15 protein-coding genes and 2 pseudogenes are annotated in these 19,207 nt (G+C 47.8%); 10 read left to right on the top strand and 7 right to left on the bottom strand.

Annotation, left to right across the window (positions count from 1 at the left end; all coding sequences use genetic code 11):
• Positions 1-13: 13 nt before the first annotated feature.
• Complete coding sequence (kdpA, locus tag SYNPCCP_RS07010) at positions 14-1,690, bottom strand: potassium-transporting ATPase subunit KdpA (RefSeq protein WP_010872555.1); 1,677 nt, start codon at positions 1,688-1,690, stop codon at positions 14-16.
• Positions 1,691-2,028: 338 nt separating this feature from the next.
• Between kdpA and SYNPCCP_RS07005 the strand changes: the two genes are divergently transcribed.
• Entirely contained in the window at positions 2,029-3,081 is a 1,053-nt protein-coding gene (locus tag SYNPCCP_RS07005) for a HAMP domain-containing sensor histidine kinase (RefSeq protein ID WP_010872554.1), read from the top strand.
• A 270-nt stretch (positions 3,082-3,351) separates the two neighbouring features.
• Complete coding sequence (locus SYNPCCP_RS07000; RefSeq protein WP_010872553.1) at positions 3,352-4,032, top strand: response regulator transcription factor; 681 nt, start codon at positions 3,352-3,354, stop codon at positions 4,030-4,032.
• A 256-nt stretch (positions 4,033-4,288) separates the two neighbouring features.
• On the opposite strand, the gene SYNPCCP_RS06995 is transcribed toward SYNPCCP_RS07000, so the two are convergent.
• Positions 4,289-5,872, bottom strand: a complete 1,584-nt coding sequence (locus SYNPCCP_RS06995) for a Na+/H+ antiporter (RefSeq protein WP_010872552.1) — start codon at positions 5,870-5,872, stop codon at positions 4,289-4,291.
• Positions 5,873-6,319: 447 nt separating this feature from the next.
• On the opposite strand from SYNPCCP_RS06995, the gene SYNPCCP_RS06990 reads away from it, so the two are divergent.
• Complete coding sequence (locus tag SYNPCCP_RS06990) at positions 6,320-7,270, top strand: LysR family transcriptional regulator (protein WP_010872551.1); 951 nt, start codon at positions 6,320-6,322, stop codon at positions 7,268-7,270.
• A 34-nt stretch (positions 7,271-7,304) separates the two neighbouring features.
• Here the strand turns inward: SYNPCCP_RS06990 and SYNPCCP_RS06985 are convergent, their stop codons facing one another.
• Positions 7,305-8,027 (bottom strand): DUF4230 domain-containing protein, encoded by a 723-nt coding sequence (locus tag SYNPCCP_RS06985; RefSeq protein ID WP_010872550.1) that lies wholly within the window; start codon positions 8,025-8,027, stop codon positions 7,305-7,307.
• A gap of 422 nt (positions 8,028-8,449) precedes the next feature.
• On the opposite strand from SYNPCCP_RS06985, the gene kaiC reads away from it, so the two are divergent.
• Complete coding sequence (gene kaiC, locus SYNPCCP_RS06980) at positions 8,450-10,156, top strand: circadian clock protein KaiC (protein WP_010872549.1); 1,707 nt, start codon at positions 8,450-8,452, stop codon at positions 10,154-10,156.
• 20 nt (positions 10,157-10,176) lie between these two features.
• Positions 10,177-10,503, top strand: a complete 327-nt coding sequence (locus tag SYNPCCP_RS06975) for a circadian clock KaiB family protein (protein WP_010872548.1) — start codon at positions 10,177-10,179, stop codon at positions 10,501-10,503.
• Between the two features lie 167 nt (positions 10,504-10,670).
• Here the strand turns inward: SYNPCCP_RS06975 and SYNPCCP_RS06970 are convergent.
• A pseudogene (locus SYNPCCP_RS06970) lies at positions 10,671-11,324 on the bottom strand (IS5 family transposase); the annotation flags it as partial.
• 137 nt (positions 11,325-11,461) lie between these two features.
• Between SYNPCCP_RS06970 and SYNPCCP_RS06965 the strand changes: the two are divergent.
• The 4 genes and pseudogenes from SYNPCCP_RS06965 to SYNPCCP_RS06950 form a co-directional block, all read left to right on the top strand.
• On the top strand, positions 11,462-12,454 hold the full coding sequence (locus SYNPCCP_RS06965) for a metal ABC transporter substrate-binding protein (protein WP_010872546.1): 993 nt from the start codon (positions 11,462-11,464) through the stop codon (positions 12,452-12,454).
• 98 nt (positions 12,455-12,552) lie between these two features.
• Complete coding sequence (locus SYNPCCP_RS06960; RefSeq protein ID WP_010872545.1) at positions 12,553-13,335, top strand: metal ABC transporter ATP-binding protein; 783 nt, start codon at positions 12,553-12,555, stop codon at positions 13,333-13,335.
• On the top strand, positions 13,332-14,252 hold the full coding sequence (locus tag SYNPCCP_RS06955) for a metal ABC transporter permease (protein ID WP_010872544.1): 921 nt from the start codon (positions 13,332-13,334) through the stop codon (positions 14,250-14,252). The genes SYNPCCP_RS06960 and SYNPCCP_RS06955 overlap by 4 nt, the downstream gene beginning before the upstream one ends.
• 186 nt (positions 14,253-14,438) lie before the next feature.
• A pseudogene (locus SYNPCCP_RS06950) lies at positions 14,439-14,765 on the top strand (branched-chain amino acid ABC transporter permease); the annotation flags it as partial.
• A 167-nt stretch (positions 14,766-14,932) separates the two neighbouring features.
• Here SYNPCCP_RS06950 and SYNPCCP_RS06945 read toward each other — a convergent pair.
• Positions 14,933-15,661, bottom strand: a complete 729-nt coding sequence (locus SYNPCCP_RS06945) for a DUF3153 domain-containing protein (protein ID WP_231848057.1) — start codon at positions 15,659-15,661, stop codon at positions 14,933-14,935.
• A gap of 162 nt (positions 15,662-15,823) precedes the next feature.
• Between SYNPCCP_RS06945 and SYNPCCP_RS06940 the strand changes: the two genes are divergently transcribed.
• Entirely contained in the window at positions 15,824-17,068 is a 1,245-nt protein-coding gene (locus SYNPCCP_RS06940; RefSeq protein ID WP_010872541.1) for a trans-acting enoyl reductase family protein, read from the top strand.
• Here SYNPCCP_RS06940 and SYNPCCP_RS06935 read toward each other — a convergent pair.
• Positions 17,058-17,870, bottom strand: coding sequence for a carbohydrate ABC transporter permease (locus SYNPCCP_RS06935; protein WP_010872540.1), 813 nt, complete (start codon positions 17,868-17,870; stop codon positions 17,058-17,060). The two genes, SYNPCCP_RS06940 and SYNPCCP_RS06935, sit on opposite strands and share 11 nt — an antisense overlap.
• A 126-nt stretch (positions 17,871-17,996) precedes the next feature.
• The gene (locus SYNPCCP_RS06930) at positions 17,997-19,160 is read right to left on the bottom strand and encodes a GuaB3 family IMP dehydrogenase-related protein (protein ID WP_010872539.1); all 1,164 of its coding nucleotides are present in this window, start codon (positions 19,158-19,160) and stop codon (positions 17,997-17,999) included.
• Positions 19,161-19,207: the final 47 nt, after the last annotated feature.

Here is a 19,207-nt window from a genome sequence, read left to right as displayed (position 1 = left end):
AACCAAGGATCTGCTAAACCAAATTGAAAGCTTCCGCCACTGGACCGAGTACCAAAATGGGCAAAAAGGTCAGGGCACCGAGGATGATGATGGCTCCGGCGGTAATCCCGGTGAATAGGGTTGTATCGGTGTGGAGAGTACCGCTGGTTTCCGGAACGGGTTGTTTGCGGGCCATGCCATCTGCCAAGAAAATTAGGGCAACAATTGGTACATAGCGTCCGGCAATTAACGAGAAACTGGCGCTTAAATTCCACCAAAGAGTGTTATCCGCCAAACCTTCAAAGCCAGAACCATTGTTGGCGGCGGCGGAAGCATATTCGTAGGCCACCTGGGAAATGCCATGGAAGCCCGGATTACTAATGCCCGCTAGGGTGTCAGGAAAGGCGAGGGTGATAGCGGTGGGAATTAAAATGGCAATGGGGTGGATTAGAAGAATTAAGCTAGCGAGGACAATTTCCCGTTTCTCAATTTTGCGACCCAAAAATTCCGGTGTCCTTCCCACCATCAATCCAGTGAGAAAAACCGTCAGGATGAGAAACACAAACAGATAGGCTGTGCCCGTGCCCTGGCCTCCCCAAATAATTTGCAGGAATAGGTCCGATAGGGTAACAAAACCCCCAGGGGGCATGAGGGAGTCATGCATGCCGTTGACTGCTCCACACATGGTTCCCGTTGTGGACACAGCCCACAGGGCCGTTAATACCCAACCAAAGCGCACTTCTTTACCTTCTAAATTGGGTTGGGTTTCCCCCAGAATTTGATTGATCAGAGGATTACCTTGAAATTCCCCCACAGCGGCAATGGCAATCAGAATTCCATAAAGAATAAACACCATCCAAAAAATTAACCACCCTTGCTCGGGGTTGCCTGCCATGATGCCGTAAGTAATGATGAGGCCGGCGGGAATCACCATCATAATTACCGTTTCCAAGAGGTTGGCAAAATTATTGGGATTTTCGAAGGGATGGGCAGAGTTTATACCAAAAAAACCGCCACCATTTTCCCCTAGTTCTTTGATGATTTCAAAATGGGCCACCGGACCCCGGGCAATCCATTGGGTGGCCCCTTCCAGGGTGGTTACCTGGGCTGGCCCCGCAAGGGTTTCCGGTACCCCCGCCACCAGGAGGAGTATTGCTCCCACGAGGGAAATTGGCAATAAAATTCTAGTAATTGATAGCACTAAATCCTGGTAAAAATTACCGATCGCCTGGCCGGTTAGGCCCCGAATAAAGGCGATCGCCACTGCAATGCCGGTGGCCGCAGAAGTGAACATCAAAAACCCTAGGGCTCCAGCCTGACTAAAGTAGGTGTAGGTCGTTTCTCCGGAATAGTGTTGTTGATTGGTATTGGTCACAAAGGAAATGGCAGTGTGTAGGGCCAAATCCCAAGACGGAGCAGCTAAACCCGTGGGATTGAGGGGTAAACTGCCCTGGAACATCAAGATTAGGAAGACAAAAACCCCCATAACCAGATTGCTGATCAGCGCAGCACTAACATATTGGGTTGCTCCCATGGAGGGATGTTTTGTAATCCCGGAACCGGCAAAAATCAACGACTCTAGAGGACGGGCAATTTTATCGAGCCAAGTGGACTGACCAAGAAAAACCCGTGCCATATAACGCCCAAGCAAGGGGGCCGTGGCCACAAGGATAGCTAAAATTAATGCAATTTGTACAAAACCTTGCAACATAAAATTTTGTCATCTCCAAACCATCATCAAAACAGGATAAGTGGGGGTTACTGGCTATGGGAAAAAAATCAAATTCCGCCCCTAATTTATCCATATCATCAGTTTGCTGTGATAAATGAACTTTCACAAGGTATAGAAGGGCATTTAAAAGGTATTTATAGATTATGCCTAAGCAATTTCCTTACCTATATTAAAGTTGTTTAGCTTTTGCCTATACCAAATGATATAGAAGTAATTAAACGAATAGATCTATCTTTTTTGTTTTAGTATGGGCGGGAAGACCCCTGCAACTTTTCCCCTTGAAAGCCATTTCTGTTCAATCATTGGCCGACCAAACAGTGCGTATTTGGACCCGTACCCACTGGTTGTTGGCAATTCTTTTTTTAATCGTGATCAGTTTGGATTACAGCACTCCCCCTCCCTACGTGCTCGGCTATCTGTACATTGGGGCAGTACTATTGGCTAGTGTGCGGCTGGGGCATCGGGCAACCCTCTGGGTAACAGGTACTGCGGTGGTTTTAACCCTGCTCAATTTGTGGATTCCGGGCATTGAACCCATCACCCCCATCACCGTGGCCAATCGGATAATCACCGTACTGGCACTGCTAGTCACCGCTTGGCTGAGCGATCGCCTGCAACAATACGAAGCGGCCATGGTGAAACAACAGGTGCAACTGGAAACCCAAATTCAACTGGCTAAGGTGCGGGAGGATTTTGTCTCAACCCTGACCCATGACCTGAAAACTCCCCTTTTGGGGGCAATTGAAACCCTTAATGCCTTCCAAGCAGGACAGTTTGGGGCTGTTACCCATAACCAACAACGGGCGATCGCCATTATGATGCGTAGCCACCGCATGACCCTGCAACTGGTGGAAACCCTGATGGATGTTTACCGCAATGACACAGAGGGTTTATATCTGCACCAGGAACCGGTCAATCTCACTAGTCTGGCGGAGGAAGTAATTCTGCAACTCACCCCCCTGGCCACGTCCCGCCAAATCCATTTATGTCTGCGTCAAGGTAACTCCGACTTTCGCCAAGCCTATTGGTTACAGGCCGATGCTTTGCAACTGCAACGGGTTTTTAATAACCTCATTACCAATGCCATTAATCACTCCCCCCGGGGCCGTAAAGTGGAAATTTCCCTTACTTCCAAAAATAATCATTTCCAGGTGCAAATTGTCGATGAAGGGCGGGGAATTCCCGACTATGAATTGCCCAATCTCTTCGAGCAATTTTATCAAGGCCATGGCGATCGCCAAGCAAAGGGAGCCGGACTGGGGTTATATCTTAGCCGCCAAATTATTGAAGCCCACGGTGGTAAAATCTGGGCGGAACCCCGCTCTCCCCAAGGGGCTATTTTTGCTTTTTCCGTACCCATAGAATCCTAGGGTTTAACGTTCTCTTTAGTTTATTGCTATTCATCTTTAAAACTGTTTTAAAAGCCCCCCTGGCCCCCTCAATTTAGGGAAAACTGAGTGAAAGTCCCCCAGTGTTGGGGGATTTAGGGGGCGGAATAAAACTTTCCAAACACGTTTTAAAGGAAAATGATAGGGTTCAGAAAGCATAATTTTGGGATAGATAGCAGGCATTGGATCGGCTAGTTTTGACCCCCAATTTAGGCCAATTATCCAGACTACCTTTGTTAATCAAAACCATTTATGGCAATTTCCCCAACTTCAATCCGGATTCTTTTGGTGGAGGACGATGAACTCTTCCGTTTGGGATTGGTGACCCGTCTCAGCCAGGAACCAGGGTTGGACGTGGCCGGGGAGGCGGAAGATGGAGAAACGGCGATCGCCTACGTCAATCAACAGCTTTTTGATGTGGTGATTTTAGATGTGGGATTACCCGGTATCGGCGGCATTGAAGCCTGCCATCAAATCAAAAAAATTCATCCACAATTACCAGTCCTAATTCTTACTTCCCATTCCCAGCCTGCCTTAATTAACCGCCTGATTGAAGCCCAAGCCCAGGGCTATTGCGTTAAAGGGGTGGCCGCAGAAACATTAGTGCTGGCGATTCGCTCAGTGGCGGCTGGTGCATTCTGGTGGGATGCCATTGCTTCTCAGGAAATTCAGACCGCGTTTCAACACAGTTCGTCCACGGGGGCGGTGCTGCCATTGGCGGATGCAGATGGAGAGAACCCACTCACTAAGCGTGAACTAGAAATTTTATCTTTGGTGGCCAAGGGTAAAAGTAACCAAGAAATTGCCGACGAACTTTACATTGCGCCGGGCACAGTGCGGGTCCATGTACACACTATTTTGCGTAAGTTGGAGGTGCGAGATCGTACCCAAGCCGCCCTTTTAGCCATTGAAAGAAGATTGGTTTCCTTGTGACTACCGCTAGCATATGCCCAGTTTTATCCAGGCTCTCCAGGAACTGGGAAACGCTGAAATTTTCCTGACCATGGGAGAAATTTTAGTGATCCAAAAACTGGTTTAGGCCAAACAGAATCGAATCATATCCAAGAATATGTTTGAAAAGTTTTCTTTTTCTCCCTAAATCGACCTACTAAAGCTCCGGCAATACTGGGGAACTTTTACTTAAATCCCCCCAAAGTTTGGGGCTAGGAGGGGACTTTTAAAACACGCTCTAGGATGGTTCGGCCACATTTTCCCCTTCCAGGGTGACCAGTAAAGGCATAATATTCTCCTCCAAGCGACCCATACGAATTAAATCGGCATAGGTTTCCGCCTCTATATCTAGTACCGTCTGGTCGAATTTTTTGTTGGCCACTTCCTGCAATAGGGGATATTCCTGCAGGAGCAGTTTGAGTTTGTCGGTGACGCTTTGCAGTTGTCCTTGGACTAATTCCTGCTTATAACGCAACCGCTCTGGGTTAATGTCGGGAAACTCATCGGTTTTTTCCAGTTCCGCCAACACCCGCCGTAGGGCAATTTGTCGGGATACTAGCTCTGCATATTCCAACCGTTGGGGTTGATCGCCAATTAAATCTAGGCCTTTGAGCACAAATTGGGTAGTCAGTCCTTGCACCAGTAGGGTGAATAGCACCACACCAAAGACAATGTCGATGATGGCCTGTCTCTCGGCGATCGCCTGGGGCACACTCAGGGCCACGGCAATGGCGACGGAACCCCGCAATCCGCCCCACCAGAGTACGGTTTGTTCCTGGAGAGTAATGTGGGTACTACTAATCTGGTCACTCACCTTGTTGCTGATCAAGCTCAGACCAAAAACACTCACTAAGCGAGTCACCACCACCGCAGCAATGGCAATCAAAATCAGGTTGAGGTGGTCCGAAAGACTGCTCAAGCCAATTTGATCCCCAATCAGTAAGAAGATAATGGAATTGACAAAGAAGGCCACAAATTCCCAAAAAATGCTGACAATCAGTCTGGTGCGGGGATTCATGCCAATGCGGGAACCATAGTTGCCCAACACCATGCCCACTACCACCACCCCAATTACTCCCGATCCCCCCAGGTTTTCCGCCAGAATATAGGCACCGTAGGCCGACACCAGGGTGAGGGACTGTTCCACAAAAGGTAGGTCAAATCGTTGGGTCAACAGGGACAAACTAAAGCCAATCACCAGGCCACAGCCCACCCCAATGCCGATCACGGTGACAAATCGAGCGAGGGTAACGGACAAGTCAAAAGTGCTGGTGCCTAGGGGAATGCCCACCAAAATGAGGAAGACCACCACCGCCACCCCATCGTTAAATAGGCTCTCCCCTTCCATTAACGTATTTAGTTTTTTGCTCGCCCCCAACTCTTTAAATAGGGCAATCACCGACACTGGATCTGTAGCAGACAAGGCCGCCGCGGCCAAAAAGGCGATCGCCAACTCCATCCCCCCCCAATAGGAAAGGGGAAAGGCAATGCCCACCACACAGATGACCACTCCCAAAGTGGCAAAGAGAGTAATCGGAAACCAATTTTCTTTGAGATTGCGCCACTGTAAATTCCACGCAGCCTCAAACAGTAGGGGAGGCAGAAAAATTTCCATGATCAATTCCGGCGACAGATTGATCAATTTCACATCGACAAAGGCCAGGGCCATGCCCACAATTACCAACAGCAGGGTGTAGGGAATTTTCCGCAGAATTGGCACCGTCTTGGACAGGGTCGCAATGCTCAGGGAGACCGAGAGCACAATCAAGAACTGTTCTAAGTTATAGGAAATCGAGAGGGATTCGTTGACCGCTGTATCCACGGTGTAGGCTCCTTTCTGACTGAAATCTCCCCCATTATGGGGCCACTCCGCTCTGAGGGCAAAATAAACCTTTGGGTCCGGGTCAGTTCATGGCCGCCTAAGCTGATTTGCGTTAGTCAACAGTTCTGTCATGGGACTGAGAATCGGGCCTCGGCCCCAGGTGGCGGTTTATCAATGCCAACTCCCCGGACTAAGCTTGTCAAAATCATTGGCTTTATTCTATCATTGGTTATCTAACAACAATCCCAGGTCTATGAAAGTGAGTGTAATAGCCATAGGTCTATTTTAGTTATTGACTTCAGCACATCCTAGACCCAAGCCCAGCCAGGACCGACAACTGAAAATTACCGAAACTTAGTTTAGGTTCCTGTTCAGTGCGGGCTTGAAAAAAATTAATCTGCCCCTTCAAATTGTCCCCCCATCTAAATCACCATCTTCGTCAAGGACATGCAAGCAACCTTACACCAATTAAAAGTTTTTGAAGCCACCGCTAGACATGGCAGTTTCACCAGGGCAGCAGAAGAACTTTACATTACCCAGCCGACCGTTTCTAGTCAAATTAAACAGTTATCTAAAACTGTCGGACTTCCTCTGTTTGAGCAGATTGGCAAACGGCTTTACCTCACCGAGGCGGGGCAAGAATTGTTGGTAACTTGCCAAGATATTTTTCAGCGACTGGACAATTTTGCCATGAAAGTGGCGGATATTAAGGGCACAAAACAGGGGCGTTTACGCTTGGCAGTGATTACCACAGCCAAATATTTCATTCCTCGTTTACTGGGGGAATTTATCCAAAAGTATCCCGGCATTGAAGTATCCCTCAAGGTGACTAACCATGAGCAGATTCGTCACCGGATGCAAAACAATGAAGATGATTTGTACATTGTTAGTGAGCCGCCGGAGGAAATTGATCTCAATTACCAGCCTTTCCTCGACAATCCTTTAGTGGTCATTGCCCGTCGGGACCACCCCCTAGCTGGGAAAAGCAATATCCCCATCACGGCGTTAAATGATGAAGCGTTTATTATGCGGGAAAAAGGCTCCGGTACTCGTTTAGCAGTACAAAATTTGTTCCACCGCCATTATGTGGATGTGCGGGTGCGGTTGGAATTGGGTAGTAATGAAGCGATTAAACAGGCGATCGCCGGTGGCATGGGCATTTCTGTGTTGTCCCAACATACCCTGGTATCGGAGGGAGCCCGCAGTGAGCTGACAATTTTGGACATTGACGAATTTCCTATCAAGCGGCGTTGGTACGTGGCTAACCTAGCGGGTAAACAACTGTCGGTGATTACCCAAACCTTTTTGGACTATCTCATGGCCGTTACCAAAAATATGCCGGCTCCGTTTGCAGAGCAATTAACGACCCAACAAACCCCTGTGAAGTTAGTTCTTTAATCACCTTGATTGATTTTTAACAATTTTATCTGCTTTAACCATTGATTTTGTCCCTGGATAAACCCTGGGCGGAGGGGATGGCGCAAACGGTGGGGTTAGTGGTTTTAATTTCCACCTGCCGGTGCCCTGTGTTTTTCAATAAACTCGCTAGGGCCACTTCGGCCTTCTGGTTAGCCTGGTTCAAAATGCCTTGGTCACAGGCGGCGGCGGTGATTTTGGCTAGGGTCTGCCGTTGGGCCAAAGTTTGTAGCTCCGGAACAGTGTCGGGTCCTAGGTTTAAAAATCCCCGGTCATAGTGGTAAATGCGGGAGCGTTCCACATCAATTTTTTGGTCAAGAATTTGCGGCGGCGGCAGGGTGACAATTAGCGTTTCTCCCTGTTGTTGAATACTTTGTTCATTTATCTCGGCTAGATCAATGCCGGCCCGCACTTCCCCGTAGCCAATGTAGAGTAAGTCGGTGCGCCCCAGGGTGAAATTACCCCATTGCCGTTCCTGACTAGTGGGCACTACGGTTTCCATGGCAAAAATGGTGGTGGTTAGTTCACTCACTGCCCGGATTTGCTGCACCACGAGGGTAGAAATTTCCGCCTTGGCCTGATTATTGCCGATGCGGAGCCAAGGGCTGATGGTACGTAGACCCTGGACAATGCCCATAACGGCGATCGCCATGGTTAGAACTACGCCCCCAGTCCCCAGAAGCGGTAGTCGCTGAAAAATGTTCCGGGCTGGTGGTGAGGAAGATAGTTTTTCTGCCATGGTTTAAGCAATGGTTGAGGGGGGAATAACTTGATTGTAGTAGCCGGGGATCGCAGTTTTAATGGATACTATTGCCGTGACTGTATGGGTCCATGGGGCCAATTCCATGGTCAACTAGCTTCTAAATGGAACTCAGGCGGAAAATTAGGTAAATTTCACCATACCCGACTAAGGCACTTTCTGTTGCTGGGGTCTGGGTCCGCTAATGTGACAAAAAGTTATTACTGAAGTCATGGGGTTGGCCTTGGTCGGGCAGTTGACAACAATGGCGATCGGAGTAGCCCATGCCTACGGTGTGATCATTGCTCAATCTCGGCAAATTAATAGTGGGAATATTGTGCGAACATAATTACGACAAAAACTCAAACATAAATTTAAACACCATTGGCAATGCTGGCAAGTAAATTGAATCCGTAAAAATCATGACAGATAACAGCCAAAGTCTCTCTCTAATTAAATGCCCCACCGGGATTCAAGGTTTTGATGAAATTACCAACGGTGGTTTACCCCAGGGCCGACCAACCCTCATTTGTGGTTCAGCCGGTTGTGGTAAAACTCTATTTGGGGTGGAATTTTTAGTGCGGGGGGCAGTGGAATATGGAGAGCCAGGGGTTTTAGTTTCCTTTGAAGAAAGCGCCAAAGAGATCATTCAAAATGTGGCGTCCTTAGGGTGGAATTTACAAGATTTAGTTGCCGAAGAAAAAATTTTAATTGATCATATTTATGTTGAAGCTAGCGAAATTCAAGAAACAGGAGAATATGACCTCGAAGCCCTATTTATTCGCTTAGGCTATGCCATTAATAAAATTGGTGCAAAGCGAATCCTTTTAGATACAATTGAAGTTCTTTTTTCTGGCTTAGAGAATACCAATATTGTCCGAGCAGAATTACGTCGTTTATTCCATTGGTTAAAGCAAAAAGGCGTTACCGCAGTGATCACAGGGGAACGGGGCGACAAAAATTTAACTAGGCAAGGCCTGGAAGAATACGTGTCTGATTGTGTTATTAAACTCGATCAAAAAACTGTGGAAGAGGTTGCCACCAGAACTATTCAGGTCGTTAAATATCGAGGCTCACGCCATAGCAATAATGAATATCCTTTTTTGATCGAAGAAAATGGCATTTCCGTGTTGCCTATCACTTCCCTGATTCTCAATCACAGCGTCTCCCAGGAGCGAATTTCCACTGGCATTCCCCAATTGGATGATATGTTTGGCGGGCAGGGTTATTACCGTGGCAGTAGCATTTTAGTAACCGGGAGAGCTGGCACTGGCAAAACTACCCTGGCGGCCTTTTTTGCCCAGGCAACTTGCTTACGGGGAGAACGATGTTTATATCTTGCTACCGAAGAATCGCCCCAACAAATTTGCCGCAATTTAAATTCCATTGGTCTAGATTTATCGCCCTATTTAGACAGCCAATTACTACAATTTGATGCCACTCGTCCTACTAATTATAATTTAGAGATGCGTCTGTTTAAGATTCATAGTTGGGTCAGGAATTTTAAGCCAAGCTTGGTGGTAGTTGATCCAATGAGTAACCTAATTACTAGTGGCAATTTAAATCAAACAAAAAACTTTTTCATGCGTCTAATTGATTATCTAAAAAGCCAAAAGATTACCGTATTTTTGACGGATTTGACCGGCGGCAATGTGGGATATGATAATGAACAAACAGAAGTTGGTGTTTCTTCCTTAATGGATACATGGCTGGAGTTACAGACCCTGAGAATAAATGGAGAAAGAAATCGTATTCTCTATATTTTGAAATCTAGGGGCATGGCCCACTCCAACCAAGTGCGGGAATTCATCCTTAGTAATGATGGGGTAGATTTGATTGAAGCTTATATTGGTGAAGGGCAAGTACTAACAGGTACCCAAAGGATTAATCAAATTTTAGAAGAAGAGGCGATCGCCAAAAGGCGGCAACAGGCCCTAGAACTCAGCAAACGGAATTTTGAGCGAAAAAAGTACTTACTGCAGGCGAAGATTGATGCCCTCCAAATGAAACTAGCCAGTCAAGATGAGGAATTAGAAGTACTAATGTTAGAGGAGAAAGAATTCAAACAAACAATGTTGGCCAACCGTAATCTGATTAAAAAGTCTCGCCACATTTATCAAAACCCCTAAGTACTGAAGAGTCTTCTATTATGGAAAATTTAAACGCTCTATCTGGCAATCAAAACTTGGAAGTTTGGCAACTGCGTCTGTATGTAGCGGGACAAACTCCTAAATCCGTCACAGCTTTTATAAATTTAAAAAAGATTTGTGAAGAATATCTAAACGGTCAATACCAAATTGAAATCATCGATTTGACCCAACAACCTGAATTGGCGATTGAAGATAGTATTTTGGCATTGCCTACTTTAGTAAGAAAATTACCCGAACCAATCAAAAAAATTATTGGTGATTTGTCCAATACAGAAAAGGTATTAGTGGGCTTACAAATTTTACCCTCTATGGATTGGAAAATCTAGCATTTTAGGTTGTCGCAATGAATGTTCCGGAGGATTTAAAACCCGCAATTACAGAAATATTTGAGCACCTTCTTACAAAATCCAAAGAACAGTATTACGTACTGCGGCTTTGCATTGCAGGGAGCAAATTCTAGTCTTTGCAAGCCTAGGAAAGTGTTTGAAAAGTTTTAAGCAAGCCTTTGAGGCATAAGATGAACCATGGCAACATAGAGCATTGTCTCACTGGTGGTAGGTAAATATTCATAATCCTTACTTAAACGACGATAACGTCCAAACCAAGCAAAGGTGCGCTCGACTGCCCAACGGCGGGGTAGGACTTCAAAGCCTTTTTGTCCCTACTTTTTGCTGACCACATTCAAGGTCCAACCAAAAGTATGCTCCGCCCAATGGATAAAATCCTTTCCGCCAAAGGTACTGTCAGTCCATATAACTTGCAGGCACTGCCAAAGGGGAGCAAACCAGGTGCCAAGTAGAATCAGACCCTGATGGTCGGAGCGATGGGCACCATGGACGACAACATCGAGAATTAATCCCATGGTATCCACAAGGATTGTACGTTTACGACCATTGACCTTTTTTCCACCGTCATAGCCAGGTTCTTGGCCAGTTCAAGCCCTTTTGAGTGACTGTGAATCTAAACAACCGGCACTAGGGTGAGTATTTCTTCCAGCTTTGAGCCGAACTTTCTCACGGAAGATACGGTTTAATTTTTTCCAGGTACCATCTTCGTGCCATGGCTGGAAATAACCATAGACCGTTCGCCATTTAGGAAAATCGTGGGGTACAAGTCGCCAGGCACACCCCGTTCTGAGCATGTAAAAAGCAGAAAGTTTTAGTGGTCAGAAAAAGCCCACGAGCTTACCAGTTGGTAAAAGTTAAGAAATTTTAACTCCCCGTTTTCACTGCAATTATGAGAAGATAATGAAAAATGAGATGATCATGAAAGACCATTATCACTATGGCAACATCATTTGCTTCCCGGGGAGGACTGCTGGCGTCTGGTTTGGCGATCGCCTTTTGGCTGACCGGTTGTGGCACGGCGGAAGTCACGACATCCAATGCTCCCAGCGAAGAAGTGACAGCCGTAACCACAGAAGTCCAGGGGGAAACAGAGGAGAAAAAGAAGGTTTTAACCACCTTCACCGTATTGGCCGACATGGTCCAGAATGTTGCCGGAGACAAGTTAGTGGTGGAATCCATCACTCGCATTGGTGCAGAGATCCACGGTTATGAGCCGACTCCCAGTGACATTGTCAAGGCTCAGGACGCAGACTTAATCCTTTACAACGGCATGAACCTAGAGCGTTGGTTCGAGCAATTTTTGGGCAACGTGAAGGATGTGCCCTCTGTGGTGCTAACGGAAGGCATCGAACCGATTCCGATCGCCGACGGCCCCTATACCGATAAGCCCAATCCCCACGCCTGGATGTCGCCCCGTAATGCCCTGGTCTATGTGGAAAATATCCGCCAAGCCTTCGTCGAACTTGACCCGGACAATGCCAAATATTACAACGCCAATGCAGCAGTCTACAGCGAGCAGTTAAAGGCGATCGATCGCCAACTGGGAGCGGATTTGGAACAAGTGCCCGCCAACCAGCGGTTTTTGGTGAGTTGCGAAGGAGCGTTTTCCTATTTGGCCAGAGATTACGGTATGGAGGAGATTTACATGTGGCCAATTAATGCCGAACAGCAGTTTACCCCCAAGCAAGTGCAAACCGTGATTGAGGAGGTGAAAACCAATAATGTACCAACAATCTTTTGTGAAAGTACCGTCAGCGATAAGGGGCAAAAACAGGTAGCCCAGGCCACCGGCGCTCGCTTTGGCGGCAATCTCTATGTTGACTCCCTTTCCACAGAGGAAGGCCCTGTGCCCACCTTTTTAGATTTGCTGGAATATGATGCCCGGGTGATTACCAACGGTCTTTTGGCCGGTACCAATGCCCAGCAATGAAAACAACTTTGTGTTTTGACACGTTGAGTTTTTCTGTAATCAACTGGACTTAATCTTGACGATTTACCACTACCTAAAATCTGAACCCCTCTTTTGCCATGGCAGCCACCCTATCTCGTCTTGATATATCCGTCGATGGTGTCAGCGTTACCTATAACAACGCCCGTTTGGCCCTTTATAACGCTACCTGCACCGTTGAACCCGGCACCATTACCGCCCTGGTGGGGCCCAATGGCAGTGGTAAATCGACTCTGTTCAAATCCATCATGGGGTTTTTGCAACCGAGTCAGGGACGGGTACGCATTGGTGGCTTTTCCGTACAAAAGGCCCAAAAGCAACAGTTGATGGCCTACGTTCCCCAAGCTGATGAGGTGGACTGGAACTTTCCGGTCAGTGTGTTTGATGTGGTGATGATGGGGCGCTATGGCTATATGAATGTGTTGCGTATTCCTAGCGCCAAAGACCGTCGTTTGGTGATGGAAAGTCTAGAGCGGGTGGGCATGGTGAAATACCGCGATCGCCAAATTGGGGAACTTTCCGGCGGTCAAAAGAAGCGGGCATTTTTGGCCCGGGCCTTGGCCCAGGAAGGCAAGGTAATTCTGTTAGATGAGCCTTTTACCGGGGTTGATGTGAAAACAGAAAAAGGCATGATTGATTTACTCATGGAACTGCGGGATGAGGGGCACACCATTCTGATTTCTACCCATGATTTGGCCTCCATTTCCACCTTTTGTGACCACACCATTCTGCTCAACCGCACTATTTTGGCCCAGGGTAAAACTGAAGAAACCTTCACCAAAGAAAATTTGGAACTGACTTTTGGTGGGCTACCAATGCTGAGTCTGAATCAGATGTTTGAATCGACAGAGGTAGATGCGTGAATCAGTTAGTGGTGGCCTTTCCCTTTTGGCATTGGTTAGTGGAGCCTTTGCAATATGAATTTTTAATCCGGGCAATTTGGGTGAGCGCCTTTGTGGGACTAGTGTGTGCGGTGCTCTCTTGCTACATCACTCTCAAAGGTTGGTCCTTAATGGGGGATGCCATTTCCCATGCAGTGGTCCCCGGTGTAGTGCTGGCCTATGCCTTGAATATTCCCTTTGCCATTGGAGCTTTTACCTTTGGCTTTGGGGCAACGGTGGCGATCGGTTACGTCAAGTCTAAAACCCGGTTAAAGGAGGATGCAGTCATTGGCATTGTCTTTACGGGATTTTTTGCCCTTGGATTAGTGTTGGTGACCAAAATTCCTAGTAATGTTGACCTATTCCATATTCTGTTTGGCAATGTGCTGGGCATTTCTCAACAAGACATCATCCAAACCTTGATTGCTGGCTCCATTACCCTAATCGTGATTTTGTTGCGCCGCAAGGACCTGCTCTTGTTTTGTTTTGATCCAAACCATGCCAAGGCGATCGGTCTACGCACCCAAGTGATGTATTACACGCTGTTGTCGGTTCTGGCCCTCACCATTGTGGCGGCTTTACAAACAGCGGGCATTATTTTAGTAATTTCCATGCTGGTCACTCCAGGATCCATTGGCTATCTGCTCAGCGATCGCTTTGATCATATGCTTTGGTACTCGGTCGTCAGCAGTGTACTGTCCTGTGTGCTTGGCACCTATTTGAGCTATCACTTTGATGTTTCGACCGGGGGCATGATTGTGGTTATCCTGACAACGCTATTCGTAATAGCCATGATTGGTGCACCCAAGTATGGCATTTTGGCCCAGGAATGGCGCAAACGCTCGGGGCCAAATCCGGAAGACGATGAAAATCAGACTGTGGTGGTAGATCAAGTCTAGTTGGTTTGTATCGCCACAATAATGAAAACTTCCTTGCTATCAACTCATTGGGATCAGAGGAGCAACTAACCTTATCTGGAAAGAGTGATTTGCGACATCAGACCTAAAACATATTTACGAAACTATCATCTCCATCGGGTTGGATCTTCTGTCAAAAACAGTTCTCCTTGGGAGACAACTATTATGGCGATCGCCAGTTTGGTGGGGGCATTATTTGCTTGGCATTTGACCAGTATTTACCCGGGTAATTTTGACACGTTGTTGATTTTTAACGCTTGAATTATTGTGGTGCTGGGGGGAGCTGACAGTAATGTAGGCACGGTGTTAGGCACCATTATTTTTTGGGCCTATGATTCCCTCACCAGGTTTTTATTGCCCCAAATTGCTTTTTTAGACCAGAGTCAAGCTGGAGCTTTACGGGTTATGGTCATCGGGCTAATTTTAATGGTGTTAATGGTATGGCGACCCCGGGGCATTTTGGTTAAAAAAGAGGAGTTAACCCTAGGGCGCTAATGGCAACCTGACAATTTTTGATTAAAGTTTAAGGATTTAGAACGTATTTGGAAAATTTTATTCCGCCCCCTAAATCTCCTTACTAACGCTCCGGCGGTACGAGGGTAACTTTTACTCAGTTTCTCTCCAAATTTTGGGGGGATTAGGGGGACTTTTCAAACACGTTCTTAAACTCCCTCAACTTTGCTATCAAGCACTCCGGGCCAACGGCCATATTTGAGATAAAAACCCCCTAAACAAAGGATGATAATTAAAATTGTCCCGATCGCCAAATAACTAGGCACAAAAAAGGTCGTTTCAATAACGTTAATTTGTCCAGGTTTTAACTGCCATTGCCCAGGCACTTCTGTGCCTAATTCTTCCCCCGGAGCATTGGGAGTTTGGAGAGTTAAGGGAGTTTGCAAATCAAAATTGAGGTTAATTAGGGAGCCGGGACTAAGGATAATGTTGCCTTGGTTGGATAAAACCCCTAGGGCCCGCAGGTCAACGGTTAACTTGAGATGATTGCGGTCTGCTAATAACCAATTACTTTGCTCTAGTGCGAGTTCCGCTTTCAAATTAAGCAAATCCAACTGGTCTGGCTCTGGCGATCGCCTTCCTTTGGGGGGTTGGGGATTAAAAAAGCGATTGAACTTTTCCACCAACTCCTGGCCGCTACCAAAAGGAATGGTTATCACAAGGGTTTCCTCCGACGGGCGATCCGTGTGACCGTTTAAGTCCTTAGCCCGCTGGTCTAAACTTTTGAGCCAACGATCGGCTTCTGCTTGGCTCAGGGTAGTTAGTTGTTCCCCCAGGGTAATGTGTTGGACAATTTCCCCATAATGTTGCTCTGGAAAACGAATGCCCACGTCATAATCCACACAGCCGGTTAGCAAACAGCAAACACCCAAAACCATGGGTAATAATCGTTTAAACCATTTCTGGGGGCACATCATCCTGGAAGCCTCATGGGCAAATAACATTAGGCAAATTTAAGACTCGACCGTCAGTATATCAATCCAGACTATCCCATAGTCAGCTTTGTATCCCATTCAACCTTTCAACTACCGTTAAACTCTATGACGAAGCCATTGCCATATGACCTGATAATTGTGGGTGCGACGGGATTTGTCGGTGGGATTGTTTGCCGCTATTTGTTGTCCCACTGGGAAACTGCAGCAGCAAAAAACTGGGCGATCGCCGGCCGTTCCCAAGCTAAACTTGACCGTTTGGTTCAATCCCTTGGCCCTCAAGCTGCCCATTTGCCCACCTTTGTGGTTGATATCAAAGACGAAGCCGCTGTCACTACACTGTGCTCCCAAACCAAAGTTGTGGTTTCCACAGTCGGCCCCTATGCCCTTTATGGAGAAACCCTAGTCCGGGTTTGTGCCATTACCGGCACAGATTACTGCGATCTGACTGGGGAAGTCCAATGGGTACAACAAATGATCCAAAAATATGAGGCGATCGCCAAGCAATCAGGGGCTCGCATTGTCCATTGTTGCGGCTTCGATTCCATTCCTTCTGACCTCGGGGTGTATTACTTACAACAACAAAGTCAACGGCGTTGGGGGGAACCTTGCATCCGGGTCAAAATGGGGGTTAAAGCTTGCCAAGGTGGCATTTCCGGAGGCACGATCGCCAGTGGCATCAACCTGATTCAAGAGGCGATCGCCGATCCTTCCACCCGCCAGGCCCTCCGCAATCCTTACATCCTTTGCTTTAAACCTGATCACCGGTCTGACCATCCCCCCAGCCTCATCCCCGTGCAAAATGACCCCATCTTTTCCGGATGGACTGCCCCCTTTGTCATGGCAGGGATCAACACTCCCATTGTTTTACGTTCCAATACCCTCCAAAACGAAGTCTATGGTGAAGGGTTCCAATATGAGGAAGGCATCTTAACGGGGCCAGGGATAATCGGTTGGTTAGCAGCCCAGGGCATTAAATGGAGTTTGGATCTTATGGCCTTGGCTTTGGCGATCGGCCCCAGTCGATGGTTGTTACTCCAAATCCTACCTAAACCAGGGGAAGGCCCCACTGAAGAAGCTCAACAGCAGGGCTTTTATGATTTACGCTTTTGGGGAGAAACTGCCTCTGGCCAATCCACCATGGTCAAAGTTACAGGGGATCAAGACCCCGGCTATGGTTCCACGGCAAAAATATTAGCCCAAGCCGCATTATGTTTAGCCAAAGACAGACCCAAATCATCTCTCCAAGGCGGTTTCTGGACCCCTGCGGCTAGCTTTGGTCAGGATTTAATTCACCGGTTAATTGACTATGCTGGACTAACTTTTACCGAAGAAAATGGCTCTACCCTTTGACTCCACTGCTGGCCTCGGAGGGGATGATATAACGTTGCACAAACAGAAATAGTACGATAATGGGAGCAATAGCAATCACGGAAGCCGCTGCAATGAGCCGCCAGTCAAAATCCAAAGCACTAGATAATTGAGCAACGCCCAAAGGCAATGTGTAATATTCTGGTTGATCGAGCACAATCAGTGGCCAGAGAAAATCGCTCCAGGCACCGATAAAAACAAAAATAGCTAGGGTTACCAGGGCAGGGCGAATGGCCGGAATCATAATGTGCCACCAAATACCCAGTTCTCGACAACCATCGATGCGGCCCGCTTCTTCCAATTCCTTGGGCACCCCTTGGAAAGCTTGCCGGAGCAGAAAAATACCAAAGGCAGAAGCAAGGCTGGGGAAGATAATGCCCACGTAGCTATTCCTGAGCCCTAAATTCACTGCCAGAATGTAGAGGGGAATCATGATTAACTGGAAAGGAATCATCAACGTGGCCACGATCGCCGCTAGGGTCATGTCCCGACCGACAAAGTTTAAACGGGCCAGGGGATAGGCGGCCAGGGCGCAAAAAAACAAGTTAAGGGCCACAGTGATGCTGGACACCACCACGCTGTTGAATAGGTAACGGCCAAAGGGATAGTCTTGCCAAACCTTGATAAAATTCCCCAGGTTGGGTTGCCGGGGTAACAATTGTCCCAAACCCCCAAAGACATCCTCCGTCGGGGCCTTCAACGCCGTAGCTACCAACCACAGCAACGGTAACAACATGGCGATCGCCAATAGGACTAAAACTAGGTAAGTTTTCCAGTGTTTCACAGCGGCGGGGTAATAGCGGGTAGTGGTGGGGCATTGGTCAACAAGGCCCAGACCAGGGTAACAAATAAACCCAATAAAAATCCCCCCAGAATAATCCCAGGGGGTTGATAGTTGCAATGGCAAGAATTACTTACCCATACCCAACTGTTGGGCTTTTTGGTAAACCTTACCCTCCGTGAGCAGGGAAGGGGCAATGACCACATCCACCTGTTGCATCTCTTTCATATCTTTGGCTCCTAGGGTGCCCATGCTAGTTTTTATTGCCCCCAGTAGATTATGGGTGCCGTCATCCAATTTGGCGGGCCCTACTAAAATTTCCCGAATGGTGCCAGTGGTACCGACGTTGATGCGAGTACCCCGGGGTAATACGGGACTGGGGGTGGCCATACCCCAATGGAAACCACGGCCGGGAGCTTCCGCCGCCCTGGCAATGGGGGAACCAATCATCACTGCATCAGCACCGCAGGCAATACATTTACAGATGTCCCCACCAGTAATGATGCCCCCATCGGCAATGACAGGCACGTAACGACCCGTTTCTTGCAAATAGTCATCTCTGGCTGCTGCACAATCGGCGATCGCCGTCGGTTGAGGTACCCCTACTCCCAAAACTCCCCGGGAAGTACAGGCCGCACCGGGGCCAATACCCACCAGCACCGCCGCTGCACCGGCCCGCATCAACTCCAGGCTGACTTCGTAGGTAACGCAATTGCCCAACACCACCGGCATGGGCATTTCCTGACAAAGCTTGACCAGGTCCAAACTCTCCACCGATTCGGGGGATAGGTGGGCCGTGGAGACCACTGTGGCCTGGATAAATAACAAATCCGCCCCAGCTTCGGCCACCGTACTGGCATATTTAGATGCCCCCACCGGAGTCAGACTAACTGCGGCAATGCCCCCAGCGGCTTGGATTTCTTGAATGCGCTTGGTAATTAACTCCGGCTTGATGGGTTCGGCGTAGAGTTCCTGCATTAACCCCACAAATTCCGTTTTGCCCACCGAAGCGATGCGGTCCAAAATCGGATTGGGATCTTCGTAGCGGGTTTGAATGCCCTCTAAATTGACTACCCCCAAAGCGCCTAGTTCGGATAGTAGTACTGCCATGCGGCTGTCCACAACCCCATCCATGGCGCTGGCAATAATGGGGATTTCCCGCTCAATGGCGCCCACTTTCCAGCGGGTATCGGCCAGGGCTGGGTCTAAGGTCCGCACTCCGGGAACCAGTGCAATTTCGTCGATACCATAGGCTCGACGGGCTGTTTTTCCCCGTCCAATCGTAATGTTCACGCTTACTTACTATTCCCAAACTGTTTAAATTAGCGTACCAAATAATC

The organism is Synechocystis sp. PCC 6803 substr. PCC-P (genome assembly GCF_000284455.1).
In the GTDB taxonomy this organism is placed as follows: Bacteria; Cyanobacteriota; Cyanobacteriia; order Cyanobacteriales; family Microcystaceae; genus Synechocystis.
The sequence above is the reverse complement of the archived record's forward strand: the minus strand, read 5'-3'. Positions and strand labels throughout refer to the sequence as shown.